Annotated in this window: 13 protein-coding genes; 2 read left to right on the plus strand and 11 right to left on the minus strand. The window is 60.2% G+C overall.

Annotated elements, in window-relative coordinates; translation table 11 throughout:
- Window positions 1-10: 10 nt before the first annotated feature.
- The 10 genes from QEZ52_RS17200 to QEZ52_RS17245 all read right to left on the minus strand — a co-directional run bounded on the left by QEZ52_RS17200 (window position 11) and on the right by QEZ52_RS17245 (window position 12,846).
- Window positions 11-1,888 carry a hypothetical protein gene (locus tag QEZ52_RS17200; protein ID WP_406645700.1) on the minus strand — a complete coding sequence of 626 codons (1,878 nt, stop codon included), beginning with the start codon at window positions 1,886-1,888 and terminating at the stop codon, window positions 11-13.
- On the minus strand, window positions 1,885-3,159 hold the full coding sequence (locus tag QEZ52_RS17205) for a phosphatase PAP2 family protein (protein ID WP_406645701.1): 1,275 nt from the start codon (window positions 3,157-3,159) through the stop codon (window positions 1,885-1,887). The genes QEZ52_RS17200 and QEZ52_RS17205 overlap by 4 nt, the downstream gene beginning before the upstream one ends.
- Before the next feature lie 42 nt (window positions 3,160-3,201).
- Window positions 3,202-4,860: a transcriptional regulator gene (locus QEZ52_RS17210; RefSeq protein ID WP_406645702.1), complete on the minus strand. Its 1,659-nt coding sequence runs from the start codon at window positions 4,858-4,860 to the stop codon at window positions 3,202-3,204.
- Between the two features lie 267 nt (window positions 4,861-5,127).
- Complete coding sequence (locus tag QEZ52_RS17215; RefSeq protein WP_406645703.1) at window positions 5,128-6,051, minus strand: MBL fold metallo-hydrolase; 924 nt, start codon at window positions 6,049-6,051, stop codon at window positions 5,128-5,130.
- 182 nt (window positions 6,052-6,233) lie between these two features.
- Window positions 6,234-7,406 (minus strand): ABC transporter substrate-binding protein, encoded by a 1,173-nt coding sequence (locus QEZ52_RS17220; RefSeq protein WP_406645704.1) that lies wholly within the window; start codon window positions 7,404-7,406, stop codon window positions 6,234-6,236.
- A gap of 44 nt (window positions 7,407-7,450) precedes the next feature.
- Window positions 7,451-9,331 carry an AMP-dependent synthetase/ligase gene (locus QEZ52_RS17225; RefSeq protein ID WP_406645705.1) on the minus strand — a complete coding sequence of 627 codons (1,881 nt, stop codon included), beginning with the start codon at window positions 9,329-9,331 and terminating at the stop codon, window positions 7,451-7,453.
- A gap of 13 nt (window positions 9,332-9,344) precedes the next feature.
- Window positions 9,345-10,118 (minus strand): ABC transporter ATP-binding protein, encoded by a 774-nt coding sequence (locus QEZ52_RS17230; RefSeq protein ID WP_406645706.1) that lies wholly within the window; start codon window positions 10,116-10,118, stop codon window positions 9,345-9,347.
- Complete coding sequence (locus tag QEZ52_RS17235; protein ID WP_406645707.1) at window positions 10,118-10,885, minus strand: ABC transporter ATP-binding protein; 768 nt, start codon at window positions 10,883-10,885, stop codon at window positions 10,118-10,120. The genes QEZ52_RS17230 and QEZ52_RS17235 overlap by 1 nt, the downstream gene beginning before the upstream one ends.
- Entirely contained in the window at window positions 10,882-11,967 is a 1,086-nt protein-coding gene (locus tag QEZ52_RS17240; protein WP_406645708.1) for a branched-chain amino acid ABC transporter permease, read from the minus strand. The genes QEZ52_RS17235 and QEZ52_RS17240 overlap by 4 nt, the downstream gene beginning before the upstream one ends.
- A gap of 3 nt (window positions 11,968-11,970) precedes the next feature.
- The gene (locus tag QEZ52_RS17245; RefSeq protein ID WP_406645709.1) at window positions 11,971-12,846 is read right to left on the minus strand and encodes a branched-chain amino acid ABC transporter permease; all 876 of its coding nucleotides are present in this window, start codon (window positions 12,844-12,846) and stop codon (window positions 11,971-11,973) included.
- 331 nt (window positions 12,847-13,177) lie between these two features.
- Here QEZ52_RS17245 and QEZ52_RS17250 point away from each other — a divergent pair, with 331 nt between their 5' ends.
- Window positions 13,178-13,810, plus strand: a complete 633-nt coding sequence (locus QEZ52_RS17250) for a TetR/AcrR family transcriptional regulator (RefSeq protein ID WP_406645710.1) — start codon at window positions 13,178-13,180, stop codon at window positions 13,808-13,810.
- Between the two features lie 208 nt (window positions 13,811-14,018).
- Here the strand turns inward: QEZ52_RS17250 and QEZ52_RS17255 are convergent, their stop codons facing one another.
- Window positions 14,019-15,710, minus strand: a complete 1,692-nt coding sequence (locus QEZ52_RS17255) for a thiamine pyrophosphate-binding protein (protein WP_406645711.1) — start codon at window positions 15,708-15,710, stop codon at window positions 14,019-14,021.
- Window positions 15,711-15,843: 133 nt separating this feature from the next.
- Between QEZ52_RS17255 and QEZ52_RS17260 the strand changes: the two genes are divergently transcribed.
- On the plus strand, window positions 15,844-16,548 hold the full coding sequence (locus tag QEZ52_RS17260; RefSeq protein ID WP_406645712.1) for a GntR family transcriptional regulator: 705 nt from the start codon (window positions 15,844-15,846) through the stop codon (window positions 16,546-16,548).
- Window positions 16,549-16,559 lie beyond the last annotated feature (11 nt).

A 16,559-nucleotide genomic window follows, 5' to 3' on the forward strand; every position in this document is an offset into this window, starting at 1 on the left:
TGCGCCGCAGCTAGCGCATGGGATTGATCCCCGGCAGCGGAAAACTGTTGAGATGTCCCAGCCCCTGACGTTCGAACAGGGCCTGCACCAGGTCCGAGTCCAGCGAAAAATGCCCCTCGGCTGCTTCGGTCATGACGCTGGGCAAGCCGCCGCTGCGCAGCTGTCTGCTCAGCCAGCGCGCCACAACCGGCACTGCCGCGCTGGTACCGGATCGCCAGCGTTTGCCACCTGACCGGTTGCTGGCCGACGTCAGCCCCGGTTTGACAATGGACACATCCGACACCGCGCTGACCAGGGGGGCAATGTGGCCGATCCCGCCAGAGTAATCCGCCGCCGAACTGTATTTCGACAACCGGCGGTCGCGCGCCCGTGCCCCCGCCACCGTCAACGCCCGACGCGACCCGGCAAAGCCGCTGATCGTGCCGCTGCGTTTGATCGGTGAGACGTCGCCATCGGGCACTGTAGTCTCGCCCTGCCCCTTGGGGCGATGGCGGCGCAGGGCCTCATAGGCTGCGTCCTCCAAATAGGATTGCGGCTCGAATGGTTGAAACCCAAAATCCTGGTCATCGCGATGAATCCAGGCCCGAACCGTCTGTGGCGTGCTCCCCGAAATCCGCAGCCCCCAGGCCCCTGCAGGGGCTGGTGCCCTGTGTTTCGCCACCCCGGTCGCCGCGTCGCGAACCACGGTGGTATCGGTAGGTGCGAGGATCAGCAGGATCCGCCGCTGCCCGGTGCCAAAGCTGTCTTCGAACGCCAGCCGCCCGATCACATCACCGTCCCGTTGCAGGTCCCAGATGCCCGCATCGGCCGAAAACGCACTGCCATCAGGCAGTGTGATCGCCACCGTCGGGTCGGCCCCGTCCGGCACCCAGATCTCCAGCACGTTCGAGCTGCGATCCCCCGGCGGCAACCGCCACGACAGGTCGGTACCAACATCCAGTTGCCCACGGGCATGACGCTGGTCGTCATAGCTGTTGCCTGCCGGAATGATCGGAAACACCGGAGCGCCGCCTTCGGCCAAATGTGCCTCCACCGCAGCGTCCAGCTGGCTTTCGACATAATGGGTGCCGTCATGCGGGCCACCGGTTATGGAATAGGCAAATGTCACCACGACAGGGACACCGGGAAACTGGGTCCGGGCGTGGGCCAGCATCCGGCGCAATCCCTGAATGGCAAAAAAGCCCACCGTGGCCCCCACGGCGTCCCAATACACCATCGAGGGCAGTTGCACCGCCATGATACCGACCGCCGTCCCCTCCGGGTCGCCAGCGGCATAACCTGCCGCCAGATCGGCGATCTGGGTGCCATGGGCGGTGTTGCCCCAGGCCAGCGGCAGCCCCGGTGCCTGCGACGGTGCCTGACCAAAGCTGCGCAGCAGCGCGTCAAAATCATCGCCATGCGTGGTCAACTGTGCGTCAATCTCGGACTTTTGCCACATCCGGCCGAATGGGACCCGCCCGTCCTGCCACTCTGCGTCCATGATCCACGCGGCGTGAATGCGGCTGCTGGCCGGACCCGAGCGAAATCGTTCATGACCCAGCGAGATGGCATTGTCGATCACCAGAACCAGCACCTCGGGTTGTGCACCCGCCATCGGCAAATCGGGAGCTTGCGCCGCAACAGGTACCGGAAACTGGGCCTGCCCCAATGGGAGGGGGGCCGCCAACCGATAGGTCTGATCCGGGTCCAGCCCATGTTCGGCTGCTCCCAGAGTTGGGCCGCCTTCACGCAAGGCGAACCACCATTCCGGCGCAGCCGCGTGTTTCTGCTTGTGCATCAAGAAATCGAGACCGTCGCCGCACAGCCATTCAGCCAGCCGGTCGCGTATCTGCGGATGTCCTGCGGCCGAGCGTGGCACCGGCCGGGCCTGCCATGTCAGCGTTGTCACCGGATTTCTCCCAGCGCCTGTTCCCACAACCATTGCAGCGTCGGAGCCACGGCAATGTCATCCGCACCGGCAATTGCCGTCACCTCCAGCGCACCGTCAAACAGACTGTCGCCGCCCGAACTGAGCCGCCGCTGACCGGTTGCCGCATCAACCACCTGCCCCATGGTGAACTCTTGACCGCCAATCTCCTGCCCGTTCAGGGCCACATCATGCACGTCAATCTCACGCCCAGCGGCCCGCACCATCAGCTCGGCCAAAGTAAGCCCGATCGAAGCGCCGGCAATCGAATCCGCCGGGAAATGCACCCCTGCGATCACCCGGTTGTCGGAAATGCGCGCCGCTTGACGATACAGCATCACCCGGCGGCGGTCGTTGGCCGCCGTGTAGTGCGCCACGGTTTCCGCATCCGCCCCATCTGGTGCCACCCGTACACACAGCCGCCACAAAACACCTGCAACAATAAAGGCCTCGACCGCATGAGCCGCAGGAAAGCTGGGATGCCCCGGCGTCGGGATCATCGGTTGTACCGACACCGAATAGGCGTCCGGCCGCCGACAAGCCAATGCCCGTTTGATCCGCATCGAAACCGCTGCGGCAAATGTCTGGGCCAGCGAAATCAACTCCAGCGCAAAGGCATTGCGTTCCGGATGCAGCGACACGATTGCCCCGTAATAGGGTGTCGGAAAACCTAGCTGTGTGTGGATTTCCTCGAACCTGTCCAAACGCAGATCACCATAGCTGCGCACATGCGCCATCTGCGCCTGAAACACGTCTTCTCCAGGGCGGGAAATATGGATCAGTTTCTGTGCACTCAATCCGCTGCTGTCGCCGCCAATCGCAAACAGATCAACCGTGGCCGCATCGTGATCTTCTTCGACGATGACCCGCGATTGCAATTCATGCAGCCCCAAAAAGCTGCGCACCCAGGGTGCGTGTTCCTTGAGAACGCCAGGAGCGTTCGGCGCAAGATGGGTCACCGGCAGTTCCGGACCGCCCCACAGGCCGGCGATCCCGTCCTGAGCGCTGATGATCCCGGCCGAAAGCGGCCCGCCATACGCGGTCACCCCCCCGTAAACAGAGGCCCCGACATCCAGTCCGCTTGTCCCCGACGCGCCACCGGACGCCCCGCCCGAGGCCCCACCAGATGCCCCGCCGGATGCTCCACCAGATGCCCCGCCGGATGCTCCACCAGACGCCCCGCCGGATGCCCCGCCAGACGCTCCGCCCGATGCCCCGCCGGACGCACCACCTGAAATTCCGCTGATCGCCATCTCAATATTCCTCCCTTGGAACTTTGTTGTTTTATATGTGTTTTATTCCGGTACGCCCGCCGCTTGCAGGGCCTTGGCCCAATCCCGGCCGACCTGAAACGAGACCGCGGGATGTTCGCGCAGGTATTGGCCAACCGTGAACTGGGGCGTGATTTTCATCAGGTCATGCACCACCTTGCGCGCCTTGTCCCCCTGCCCTGACATCTCGAGCGCAATCGCCTTGGTCCGCAATGTAGAGGGATAGGCCTGGTTGACCTGCAATGACCGATCCGCCAGAAAAACCGCCTGGTCAAAATTATGCGCGGCCAGCTGTGCAGTGGCCGACAAGGCATCAAAATAATAGCCTTGCGGGTCCAGCGGTGACAGGCGCCGCGCTGCATCGGTCAGTTTCACGGCGTCCTGCGGAGCATCCTGAAAGGCCCGCATGGCCCCTTTGAGCAACAACGCAAGCGCCTCGTTCGGGTTGTCCTGAATCGCCAGGTCATAGGAATGGGCAGCCAGATCAAAGCGCCCGTTCAGATGACTTTGCACCATCCCTTTGAGCGTCAGCGCCAAGGAAAAGCCAGGGTCGATCTGCAGCGCCTTGTCGGCAAGCTCTCCGCCCATGCGGGCGTCCTGATCCCGGTCCGGGGACAGGCCCTTTTGCACCCGCATGACATGCCAGAACCCCAACCAGGTCAGGGTCAGCGGATGGTTCGGCTCGCGCTGCACCAGCAGGGTGAACAATTCGTGCGCCGAATTGAACCGATGCGCCCGCATGTCCTGCAACAACGAAATCCCCGCCATCAGCAACGTGTGGCTTTCCAGTTGCTCAAGCGGTCGAAAGGTCGTCATCCGCAGCGCTTCGCCCACAGCAGTCCGTCCGATATGCCCGGTCAGTTCGAGCAGCGAACTTGGATCTCCGGCCAACAGTTCGGTCACATTGCCAGAATAGTCGCGCGACCACAGCACCCGTTCCCGCGTGGCGTCCTGCAAATCCGCCGTCAGACGAAAGGCCTGGCCGCTGACAATCACCGACCCGGTCAACAGGTATTGCACGCCACAGGTCTGGGCAATGTCACCGGTCAGCGCGGTGGTCGGATTGAATTGCCGGGTTGTCAGATACGAGGTCACGCTGAACCCCTGGCTGCGGGACAACAGGCGCGACATTTCTTCGGCCAGGATCGAACCCAAAGGGTTGCCCCCTCCGGCACTGGCCCGATTGGCAAACGGCAACACCGCAATCGACGGCAACAGGGCTTCGACTCCGATCCGCCCCTGATCCCCGACAGCGCCGATCGTTGCGGCGTGATGGACCGCACCCGCGTCCTCGGGGCCCCGCATCTGCGCAATCCACAGCGAGAATTGTTCCTCATGCGGCAGGGCAAACCCCTCCATGAAAGGGCCCGCTCCCTCTTCGACCTCCACCCGGTCCATGTCCAGGATCACCCGTTCGCGATTGGCCGACAGCAATGCACCAGCCTCGGGCCCCAGATTCCGGCGCAACGTCGAAAGCGCCGTTCTTAGGCTGGCCTTGGCCTGCTCTGGTTGCGCCAGGCTCCAGAGATGATTTTCCAGAAAACTACGGGTCCGCACGCCATCAGACGCCGAGCTGAGCAGCCCCAAAAGAGCCTGATGCTTGGCACCCAGCTGCACAACCTTGCCATCTGCCAAACGCACCAGAAATGTGCCATATAACCGAATGTGCAATAAAGATTTCACCGAAAAACTCCGAATAACATAGTTAATTCGGTATCATGATTCCGGGCAAAGTTACGCCATCGTGAAATTCGAAAAAGCTGAATTTCACGATTATTTTACGATAGCACTGCCTCTTGCGTCACCGATCACAACGGGGACACAGAGTCAGGTCTTTGAAACAAATCAATAAAAATTAAACTGAACCCAAAAACCCGCGTTATTTGAACATCACAACTGAACCGATAACAAACCCCATCCAACACATGTCTGCGGATCAAATTCCAGTGTTTACACCGGATCAGGGATGAAACGGTAACCGTCATCTGTCTGCTCTGCGCGCCCGATCCCGCCTCCCGGCAGGTGGAACCCGATCAACTGCATCTGTTCCGAAGCCAGACGATCCAGCAACATTTGTCGCGTATCCGCCGCCTGGACCTGGTCCTGATCAGACCCGGAATGCCATTGCGGACGGGCAAACCCGACATGGTGGTTCCCGATCGCGTCCCCGACCACCAGGACGCTGTTGCTGCCCTGGCGCAGTTCGAATGACATATGCCCGGGCGTGTGCCCGGGGCTGGCCACGGCTGCAACGCCCGGCAAAATCTCCTGACCCGCACCGAACAGGGTCATCTGATCCTCCAACACCTCGAGCCGACGCCGGGCACCGACAGCCATTGTGGCCCGCTCCGTCTGGATGGTGTTCACGGTTTCGGGATCGAACCAATAGTCCCATTCGGTCTGGCCCATCATGTGTTCCGCATTGGCAAACAGCGGATCATCAAAATCATCCAGAACACCCCACAAATGGTCCGGGTGGCAATGGGTGAACACCACATGCGTCACATCGTCGGGCACCAGCCCGACGGCATCCAGCGCATCCACCAACAGACCGGCCGTGTCCTGAAACGCCGGACCGGACCCTGCGTCGAACAGCACCACATTTTGACCATCCCGCACCAGGGTCACATTGCATTCCGGGGTCAGCGGTCCGCTTGCAATCCCGTTGGCCTTCAGAACCGGGGGCAACAGATCCTTGGGCATCGGACCAAAGATGAAATCCGGGGGCAAGCTCAGATGCCCATCCGACAGGGTTTGAATCTGCATTTGACCCAGAGTGATCTCAGATGCAGCCCACCCGCGGTTGGCACCCGATCCGGCCACAGCAATGCTGCACCCGGCGGTGGTCATGAAATGTCGGCGTGTCAGCATCATGGGATCCCTGGGAATGTCAATTAACCCATAATCACATTTGAATGTGATAATTTCAAGTGTTTCCGCATCCAATCTCGCCACCGGCACCGGCGCGACGGCCCCCATGACACCCCCAACAGGTCTCGAACAAAAAAGGGGCCGGCCCCCTCCCGGCCCGGCCCCAATCCGATAAACCGCAGTGTTTACTGACGATCCAGTTCCTTCCACATGCCACCTTCGACAATGGAAATGACGATGTCATCCGCACCACGGTGATCGTCCGCGCTATAGGAGATCTGTGAATCGGTCAGTGCATCAAAATAATCCAGGCTCTCCATCCCCTTGATAAAGCTCTCATGGGTCAGATCCTGTCCTGCCGCTTCGAGAGCACGCACGACCGTGTCAGCCGCCGAATAGCCCAACATGGCGAACCCGCCCGCTGGCTGGTCATATTTGGCTTTGTAGTCCGCGATGAATTTGGCCGGGGCCTCGTCCGCCGCACGTGCATTCAGATCGACCCAGCCAGCCGAGGCATACAGCCCCTCGGTCACGCCACCCGGAACAGCCGCCACAACGCCCAGGAACCCGGCGGATGTGTTCATGAATTTCACGTCGGTCCAACCCAGCTTCTTTGCCGTGCCAACAACCGTGATCCCCTGACGCACACCCAGCGCCATGGTGATCACGTCACACCCTGCCGCCTTCAGTTTGGTCAGCGACCCGACAAAGTCGAGCTCGTCTGGTTTATGCGTGGTTTCCCCGCCAAATGTCAGACCCAGCCCGGCGGTCACATCCTTGGTGCTTTCGGCGATTTCCTTGCCGAAATCGGACGGGATGTACATGGTACAAATCTCTTTGGAGTCGAATTCACCTGCCAGATATTTAACACCGGCCTGGACCTGATCCCAATAGCTCGAAAAGCCCGAGAATTTGTTATCCAGCGGCTCGGACAACATTTCACGCGCAGCAGACAGCGGACCGACATTCGGGATGCCCTTGGGGTCCAACAGCTTGAACCCGGCGATGTTCATTGGTGTGCCCAGCGACAACAACATGCCAAACACCTTGTCGCGATTCAGCAGCTTGTTATAGCCCTGCATCGCGCGCGGAATCTGATACCCATTGTCTTCGACCACGAACCGGATCTGGCGACCATGCACACCACCCGCTGCGTTGGCTTCGTCGAACCGCAGGTTCGCGCCATTCACCGCCGGCACGCCCACGGCGGCAAAAATACCGCTCAGATCATTGACCGACCCAAAAATCACCTCGTCTGCGGTCACGCCCTGGGTTTCGGCCTGCGCCGCCCCGCCCAGACCGCCCGTCAGACCGGTCGCCATCGCTGCCGCCAGCAGCGTGGATGTCACTTTTTTCATAGAAATTTCCTCCCTTGGGTTCAACCGGCGCGGTGGGCCGCGCTTCAATACATGTCGTCAATCAGCGCCTTGTGTTTCTTTTCCACCAAGCCACGCTTGAGCTTCATGGTTGCTGTCAATTCATCGTCTTCAGCCGTCAACAAAACGTTGATCAGGCGAAAATCCTTGATCTGTTCGACGCGGGCGAATTCCTTGTTCACCGCGTCAACTTCGGCGCGGATCAGGTCCACCACCGGCTGCGCCGCACAGAGCGACGCAAAATCACTAAATGGTATCTTATTGTCCTGTGCAAATTTTTCCACGTTTTCCTGATCAATCATGATCAGGCAGGTCAGATATTTGCGCTGATCCCCGATCACCACCGCGTCCGAAATGTAATGGCTGAACTTCAACCGGCTTTCGATTTCAGCCGGGGTGATGTTCTTGCCCCCTGCCGTGATGATGATGTCCTTGATCCGACCGGTGATGGTCAGGAACCCGTCCGCATCCAACCGCCCCACATCGCCCGTGCGCAACCACCCATCGTCGGTAAAGGTTTCGGCGGTCTTTTCATTGTTGCGCCAATATCCCTGAAAATTGTTGGCCCCAAAAGTCTGGATCTCGCCATCTTCGGCAATACGGATTTCGATGCCCTCAATGGCCTTGCCCACGGTTCCGGGCCTGTTCACATCCAGCGTGTTGATTGCCGACAGGCCGGTGTTCTCCGTCATTCCGTACCCTTCGACCAGCGGCACGCCGATGGACCAGTACCATTTCAGCAATTCCGGCGAAATTGGTGCAGCACCGGTGCCGCCACGGCGCATCTTGTCCATGCCCAGCATCCGGCGCAGGTTGCGCAGCACCAGAAAATCCCAAACCGCATAGCGGGCCGCGACGCCCCCTGGCACCGGGCTGTTCTGCATCACATAATCGGCGCGCGCCTCGCCTGCCTTGATGGCGCGCGAAAACGCCCAGCGCCCGATCAAAGTCGCCTCCTGTGCCATGACCAGAACGCGGGAATAGACCTTTTCCCACACCCGGGGCACGGCGAAAAAGGTCGACGGCGACACCTCCTGAATGTTGTCAAACACAGTTTCCGGGCTTTCGGCGAAATTCACCGTGCTTTTCGCAGCCAGCGGAAAATAGACCGACACATTGCGTTCCAGGATATGGCACAGCGGCAGGAAACACAGCTGTTCGTCATCCGTGTGCACCGCCAATCCACGGGCCCCGGATTCGATGGTGGCCAACACGTTTTCGTTGCTGATCATCGCCCCCTTGGGCATCCCCGTGGTACCGGATGTATAGATCAACAACGCCGTGTCACCAGGTTGGGACTTTTCGATCTCGGCCTCGAACACCCCACGGTTTTCCGCCTCATAGGCGCGGCCCGTGTCATACAGCTCGTCAATGAACACGCATTTGTCGTGGCGCAGATCATGCAGCCCATCGCGGTCCATGATGATGACGCGGGCCAATCCGGGCACCTGATCCTGGATCTCCAGGTATTTGTCCAGCTGCTCATCGTTTTCGACAAACAGGAACCGGCTGTCGCTGTCGTTGATCAGATAGGCCAGCTGATGCGCGGAATCGGTGGTATAAACGCCCGAGGCGATCCCCCCGACGCTTTGAATACCCATGTCGGCATACAGCCATTCCTTGTTGTCTTCGCTGAGGATCGAAACCACTTCGCCCCGTTTCAATCCCAGCGCCATCAGCCCCAGGCCAATCCATTTGGCGTGGTCCCAATAGCTGTGCCAGGAGTAGCTCTTCCAGATGCCGAAATCCTTTTCCCGATGCGCAGTGCGGTCGCGCAAATCGGCACAGCGGCTGGCAAAGAGTTTCGAAATCGTGTCACAGCCATCGACTGTCAGCGGGCGCTGGCCTGGTACGGCGTTGTAGGTGACACCGTACAGCTCAATCGTTGGTTGGGCCTGCATGTTCATGATCGTCCCTCCCTTACCGCCATGTCTTCTTGCGCTTCCAGCGCCGTTCGCCACGTTCCCCGACCTCTTGATGGCCCAGATAGAAATCCTTGATATCGTCGCTTTCCATCAGCCGGTCGGCGCTGCCGTCCATGACGATACGCCCTATTTCCATGACATATCCGAAATCGGCAGCGTCCAGCGCAATACGGGCGTTCTGTTCGACCAGCATCATGGTGACACCTTCGTCAGTGTTCAGCCGTTTCAGAATGGCAAAGATTTCCTGAACCAGCAATGGCGACAACCCCAGCGACGGTTCATCCAGCAACATGATCTGTGGGCGCAACATCAACCCACGCCCGATGGCCAGCATCTGCTGCTGCCCGCCTGACAATGTTCCTGCCTCCTGATCCCGCCGTTCGGCCAGGATCGGGAAATAGTCGAACACCAGCTGGCGATCCTTTTCGATCTCGGACTTGTCGGACCGGGTATAAGCCCCAAGGCTCAGGTTTTCGTCGACCGTAAGCAGCGGAAACACTTCGCGCCCTTCGGGCACATGCACGATGCCCGCCTGCACGATTTTATGCGGCTCTTTGCCTTGGATTTCCTGCCCCTGAAAGACGATCTTGCCCTTTTCCGGGTCCATGATGCCGGAAATGGTTTTCAACAGGGTCGATTTACCGGCCCCGTTGGCCCCCAGAACCGTGACGATCTGGCCCTTGTCCACCTTGAGCGACACGCCCCGGATCGCCATGATCGGACCGTAAAAGCTCTCCAGGTTCTTGACCTCCAGCAATGTCTCGCCCATCACGCTGCCCCCGCGCCCAGATAGGCCTCGATCACCGCCGGGTCGGATTGCACTTCGGCTGGTGTCCCTTCGGCCAGTTTCGCACCATCGGCCAGCGCCAGCACACGATCGCTGACACCGGACACCAGCCCCATGTCATGTTCAACCATCAACACGGTGATCCCCATCTGTTTGCGGATGTCATCAATCCACCACCGCATGTCCTGGGTTTCCTCGACCGACAGACCCGATGCCGGTTCATCCAACAGCAACAACCGCGGCCCCGACGCCAACGCACGGCCCAGTTCCACCACCTTGCGCACCCCATACGGCAGCCCGGCGATCATCTTGTTGCGATAGGGTTGCAGGTCCAGGAAATCGATCACCTCTTCGACCGCCTCGCGGTGGGCGTGTTCCTCGCGCCGGACGCTGGGGGTGAAAAACATCTGTTCGACCAGCGACGCCTTGCGGTGGCGATGGCGCCCGACCAACAGGTTCTGCAACACCGTGGCGTGGTCAAACAGTTCGATATTCTGAAACGTGCGCGCAATCCCCAGATCCGCCACTTCATCGGCCTTGCACTCCAACAGGTTCTGCCCGTCGAACTGAAAGCTTCCGGCAAAAGGTTCGTAGAACCGCGAAATCAGGTTGAACACCGTCGACTTGCCTGCCCCGTTCGGTCCGACGATGGCATAGACCTCGCCCTCTTGAACGGAAAAGCTCAGGTCATTCACAGCGACCACGCCGCCAAATTTGAGCGTCGCGTTGTTGATCTCCAAAAGGCTCATCTCAAACGCTCCGTCTTCAGATAGGATTTCTGCCGCTTGAACATATCCTTGCGCGCAAAGGGGAACAGTTCGAACCAGGTGCGGATTTTCAGCCAGCGGCCATAAATCCCCATGGGTTCAAACAGGATGAACAGGATCAGGATCAACCCGAACACCCCGGTTTCCAGCCCCGGAATGGCAACGCCGCCGCCGCCGATCATGTCCTTGCCGATCGACAATGCCTGCGGCAGGAATGCCACGACGACTGCGCCAAAAAACGCGCCGTGGATCGATCCCAGCCCCCCAATGACGATCATCATCAACAGCGTGATCGAAATCACCAACGAAAACGTCTCGTTATTGAACGTCCCGGCATAATACCCCATCAACGCCCCGGCCCAGCCGGTGATCATGCATGACAGGCCAAAGGCCATACCCTTGGTCCGGGCAATATGCACCCCCATGGCGGTGGCCGATACTTCGCTGTCGCGCACCGCAGCAAAGGCACGCCCCAAGGGCGAGCGCAGCAGGTTGCGATAAAACAGCGTGCAGATGATCGTGACGACCAGCACCAGATAATAGAACCGCGCCGGCATCGACCAGCGTTCGATTTCGAACCCGAAAATGGTGATCATGTCAGGGAATTTCCCCGACACGCCACCCGTCCAAGGCTCCAGCAGCACGATAATGTCATCGGCCAGAATGGACAGCGCGATGGTCGCAATCGCCAGATAGATCCCATGCAGCCGCAGCACCGGTATGGCGATCAGCGTTCCAATCACACCGGTCAGCACGCCAGCCAATGGAAAAGCGACGATAAAGGGGAGCCCCAATTCAATCAGGATCGTATTGGCATAACACCCCACGGCCAGAAACGCCGCATGTCCCAGACTGGCCTGACCGGTCTGCCCGGTCAGCAGCATCAGCCCCAAACCCGCGATGGCCCAGATCAGAACATTCGTGACCTCGCCCAGATAGAATTCGTCAATCAGCCACGGGAGCCCAAAGGCAAGAGCCAACAGCGCCGCATAAACCGAGAACGTCCAGCGATCCGGGAACAGGCGGATGTCGTGCTCATAAGAGGTTTTGAAGTGAATGCGCATGACTTAGACCTTCTTGATCCGGACCTGACTGAACAATCCGTGTGGACGGAAGATCAGGACCGCAAGCAACAGCACATAGGGCGCAATCTGGGAGTAGCCGGCCTCTAGGTAACGCGCTGCAAACGGTTCAATGATGCCAACGATCAGCCCTCCGGCCAATGCGCCGGGCAGTGACCCGAACCCGCCAATGACGGCAGCGGCAAAGGCTTTGATCCCCAACAGACCCGCATTGGGGTCAATCGCGCCTTTGGAGGCAAACAGGATACCAGCCACGGCAGCCACCGCGCCCGCAAGCCCCCAGATCATGCCCTGCACCCGTTTGACCGGAATACCCATGTAATACGCCGCCATCTGGTTCTGGCTGGCCGCCTGCATCGCCAGACCCAATTTGGTGCGTTGAAAGAACTGATAGAGGAAAATGGTGAGCAGAACTGTCACGATGATCACCGCCACATCCGCCATGCCCAGAACAACCCCGCCCATCTGCAAATCACCCAGCGCCAGCGGGCTTTCCAGAGTTTGCGGTTCATGTCCCCAGATCGCTCCGGCAATGAACCGGATCACGAACCCCAGCGCAATGGTCAGGATCACCACTGCTGTCTGGCTTTGCCCAAACAGATGCCGCAGGACGAAGAGATCCAACAGATATCCAAGGATCGCCATGATCGCGATGGCCAGCGGTGCGGCGACCCAAAAGGGCAGGTGCATGTATTCGGCATTGGTGAGGCCCAGGGTCACAAACGCCCCCAGCATCATGAAATCGCCCTGAGCGAAATTGACCGCCTCGGTGGCCTTGTAAATCAGCACAAAGCCAAGCGCGATCAGGCCATAAACACAGCCATTCGCAAGGCCGCTGACCAGCAGCTGCAATACGTCCAAATTGTCCTCCCTCCACCCCGCGGGGCGGTATGTTGCCGACACGTTGGCCAGCTGGTGCGCCTTTTGTTCTGAGGTCGACGATCAACGTCCGATCCTCATTGGCGTCAAAAACAGACTAGCGAGTATGTTTTTTCCCTGTCAATCCGCGCGACCCAGCGTCAAAATGGAAAAAACCGCAAAACACGGCAAACTGACGGCGGGGCAACATGTGATCCCGGCTGGAAGGGCGGGGGGCAATGGGCGTCACGGCCCAGACAGACCAGACTCAATGCGTCCCCAGACCGGCTCCACACGCACCGGCTCGAACACAGCCTCCAAACCGGAAGGAAAAATGCTCGAAACTTTATCGACTTCCAAAAGTGAGATCCTGGACGCAGCCGCGTGGTGTTTTATGACGCAGGGCTGCGACTCGGCTTCGATTGATGATATCGCCGGACACCTGGGGTCGACCAAGGGGCGGATCTATCACCACTTTCCCTCCAAGGGCGCATTGCTGAGCGCCGTGCAATTGCGCGCCGCCCGGTTCACCTATCGTGCGGTTGCCCCGGTCGTTGATCTGGATCTGTCCCCGGATCGCTGCCTGCACCAGATGTCACGCACCCACGTACAGGAGGTCCTGCGCACCCTGCCCTATCACAAGGTCGTCCTGCAAAGCTTCAGCGCCGTCGATCCAAAGTCTCCGATCGCCTTTGAACAGGACCTGCGCACGCAGCTGCGCAAAGAGCAGCGGTATTATGCCGGGTTGTTTCTGGACGTCATCAAACGTGGACAGACGGACGGCTGTTTTACCATGGGCGGAGACCCGAGGGTCGCCATGGCCAGCGTGCTGACCCTGCTGAACGCACCACTGTTCTGGTATCAGCCGCGCCAGGACAATTCAAAACGCTTTGACACGGCCTTGGCGGGCCAACTGGCCGCCATGGCGGTGGCCTCTCTGAAACATCCCAGCGACGGCGCGCTGTGATCCATGCTGCACAGGGGCGCTGCCCCTCTGCCCCGTCGGGGCATTCACCCCGGAGTTTTTGGGCGAGATGAATGAAGGAGCGGGGTGCCCGGCTCCCTCATTGGTGTGTTGAAGAGCGGCATCGGGGCCCCGCCCAGCCGCGCCCAGACCCCCCCAGTCCCGGCCAGCCGCGCCCGGACCGCCTTGCCAGTGCCGTGCGGTACGGCGTTCAGCCCATCCAGCGGCGCACCGGCGCATTGCTTTCTTCCAGCGCCTGCGTGACCACGTCGATCAGGGTCGGACCGTCATGGGCAATCGCCTCACGCAGCACCCGCTCGAGATCGTCGGGATTCTCCACCCGCCAGGACTTCACACCATAGGCCGCAGCAACGGCGGCGTGATCCGTCCGATTGAAGTCCACATTGTAATAGCGCGCGTCCTTGTCGGCAAATTGGCTGGCCTTGATCCAGCCAAAGTTCGAATTCGAGAACACGATATAGGTGATCGGCGCGCGCGCACGACAGACAGTTTCCAGTTCACCCACTGTGAACCCAAAGGAGCCATCCCCCATCAGCGCCACGGTTTTCGACGCAGGGCGTCCGAACCACGCCCCCAGCGCCGCCGACAGCGAATAGCCCAGCGCGCCATGGGCCCGGTTGGTGATGAAATGACGCCCCGGTTGCGGCAGTTGGTAGTAGGCCGAGAAATAGGGGCAGCTGGTGCCGGGGTCCGACACCACGGTGGCGTCCGCAGGCAGCGTGTTCATCAGCGCCTGGATCACCCGTTCCGGGCGGATCGGGGCCTGATCCGATTGTGCCAGCTTGTCAAAGATCTCGAACTTGCGCGCTTTTCGTTCGGCAATCGCCGCCGCGCCGCCGAATGTGTCAGCCCCCTGATCGCGGGTGTCCAGCACCGCGTTGACCTCGGCCAATGCCAGGCGCAGATCGCCCACCACCGCCACTTCGGTCTGGTAATTGGCGTTCATCACCATCGGGTCATTGTCGAAATGTACGATACGGGTGCCGGGTTTGGGAGCCTCCCATCGCGCTGTGGTGGTAGACCCGGCACGCGCGCCCATGAACACCACAAGGTCCGCGGCCTCCATCATCTCCCAGGTCTCATCGGTGCCGCCGTTCGACCCGACAACGCCCAGACAGTTGGGGTGGGTTTCCGCCAGCGAGCCCTGCCCCGAGATCGAGGTGGCGACCGGAATGTCCAGACGGGTGGCAAGGCGGTCCAGCTCCTCCATCGCGCCGGCAATCACCACACCGCCGCCACAGACGATCAGCGGGTTTTTCGCCGAAACGATCGCCTCAACTGCCGCCTGCGCCGCGCCGGGGGCCGGGGCCTGAGGATAGGCCGGATAACTGTTGGTCGCGCCATCCGCCCAGATGTCCGATGGGTCCACCGCATCATATTGCACGTCATAGGGCAGACCAATATGGGCCGCCCCCGACCGCCCCGTGGTCATCGCACGAAACGCCGCACGCACCATGCGCGGGATATGGTCGGACCGTTTGATCACCGTGTTCCATTTGGTCAGCGGCGCCATCAGCGCCTCCTGATTGACCTCGGTCAGCGGGTATTTCCCATAAGAGGCCACCGAAATATCAGTGGTGATGCCCAGCACAGCATAGGAGCTCTCGGATGCTTCGATCAGACCCGGCAGGATATAGGTCGCACCACCGCCTGACGGCCCTTCGGCCACGCCGACCTTGCCGGTCACGCGGGAATAGCCATCCGCCATATAGGTGGCGCTGCGTTCGTCGCGGGTCAGCACATGGGTGATGTTGTGATCCAGCCGCAGCATCGCGTCGTAAAACGGCAGCGTGGTATCCCCACACAGGCCAAAGATATGTTCGACGCCCTGTGCCTCGAGCATACGCACCATCGCTTCGGCACCATTCATCTGGTTTTCCATCGTCGGAAACTCCCCCGGTTCATCGCCCGCCACGGGCCTGCGTTCAAAATTGTATACAGCTTAAAATGCAATATTGCACACGAGTCAATCCCGTATTAAGGTCACCCTGAACACACACCCGGCGAGGATTGGGATGGCGAAACCAGAAAGCCCCAGATCAGAAAGCAATGTAGACCGGCTGTACGAGGCGCTCAGACGCATGGCGTCGGATTTCGCCTTTAAACCCGATGCGCGGATCAACGAAAGCGCGCTGGCCACACAGCTGGATGCCTCGCGCACCCCGATCCGCGAAGCGCTGAACCGGCTGGTGGCCGAGGGGTTCCTGACCTTTCAATCGGGGCGCGGGTTTTTTTGCCGGTCCCTGTCGCCCGAATTGGTGATGGATCTGTACGAGGCCCGCGTCGCGGTCGAAGTCGAAGCCGTCCGGCTGGCCTGTGTGCGTGGCAGCGACGCTGAGATCACATCGCTGATGAACGAACTCGACGAAATCGCCCCGGATTATACCCCCGATGCCGATCCGGAATCCCTGTTGGCGATGGATGAACGGTTTCACGGCCAACTGGCCGCTCTTTCGGGCAATGGTGAACTGGGTCGGATGCTGGCCAATCTGAACGACCGGATCCGCTATATCCGTCTCATCGACCTGAAACGCCTGCGCGAGACCGCCAATGACGGTCAGACCATGGTGTCGGCCCATCGTCGCATCCTCGAGGCGATTGCCAGCCGCGATGCAGATGCGGCCAGCACCCAAATGCGTGCCCACATCGAACGCCGTCGCGAAGGCGCGACGCAGGCGGTGCGCGACGCCTACGCCCAACTTTATGTTCCGGAATTCTAAAGGAAACCACC

Origin of the sequence: Aliisedimentitalea scapharcae, from assembly GCF_045277565.1 — a bacterium.
GTDB lineage: Bacteria > Pseudomonadota > Alphaproteobacteria > Rhodobacterales > Rhodobacteraceae > Aliisedimentitalea > Aliisedimentitalea scapharcae.

Bases quoted from the DNA above. Each gene is read 5' to 3' on its own strand.
- QEZ52_RS17205 (WP_406645701.1), bottom strand. From the start codon at position 3,159: ATGGCGATCAGCGGAATTTCAGGTGGTGCGTCCGGCGGGGCATCGGGC.
- QEZ52_RS17215 (WP_406645703.1), bottom strand. From the start codon at position 6,051: ATGATGCTGACACGCCGACATTTCATGACCACCGCCGGGTGCAGCATT.
- QEZ52_RS17220 (WP_406645704.1), bottom strand. From the start codon at position 7,406: ATGAAAAAAGTGACATCCACGCTGCTGGCGGCAGCGATGGCGACCGGT.
- QEZ52_RS17225 (WP_406645705.1), bottom strand. From the start codon at position 9,331: ATGAACATGCAGGCCCAACCAACGATTGAGCTGTACGGTGTCACCTAC.
- QEZ52_RS17230 (WP_406645706.1), bottom strand. From the start codon at position 10,118: ATGGGCGAGACATTGCTGGAGGTCAAGAACCTGGAGAGCTTTTACGGT.
- QEZ52_RS17235 (WP_406645707.1), bottom strand. From the start codon at position 10,885: ATGAGCCTTTTGGAGATCAACAACGCGACGCTCAAATTTGGCGGCGTG.
- QEZ52_RS17240 (WP_406645708.1), bottom strand. From the start codon at position 11,967: ATGCGCATTCACTTCAAAACCTCTTATGAGCACGACATCCGCCTGTTC.
- QEZ52_RS17250 (WP_406645710.1), top strand. From the start codon at position 13,178: ATGCTCGAAACTTTATCGACTTCCAAAAGTGAGATCCTGGACGCAGCC.
- QEZ52_RS17255 (WP_406645711.1), bottom strand. From the start codon at position 15,710: ATGGAAAACCAGATGAATGGTGCCGAAGCGATGGTGCGTATGCTCGAG.
- QEZ52_RS17260 (WP_406645712.1), top strand. From the start codon at position 15,844: ATGGCGAAACCAGAAAGCCCCAGATCAGAAAGCAATGTAGACCGGCTG.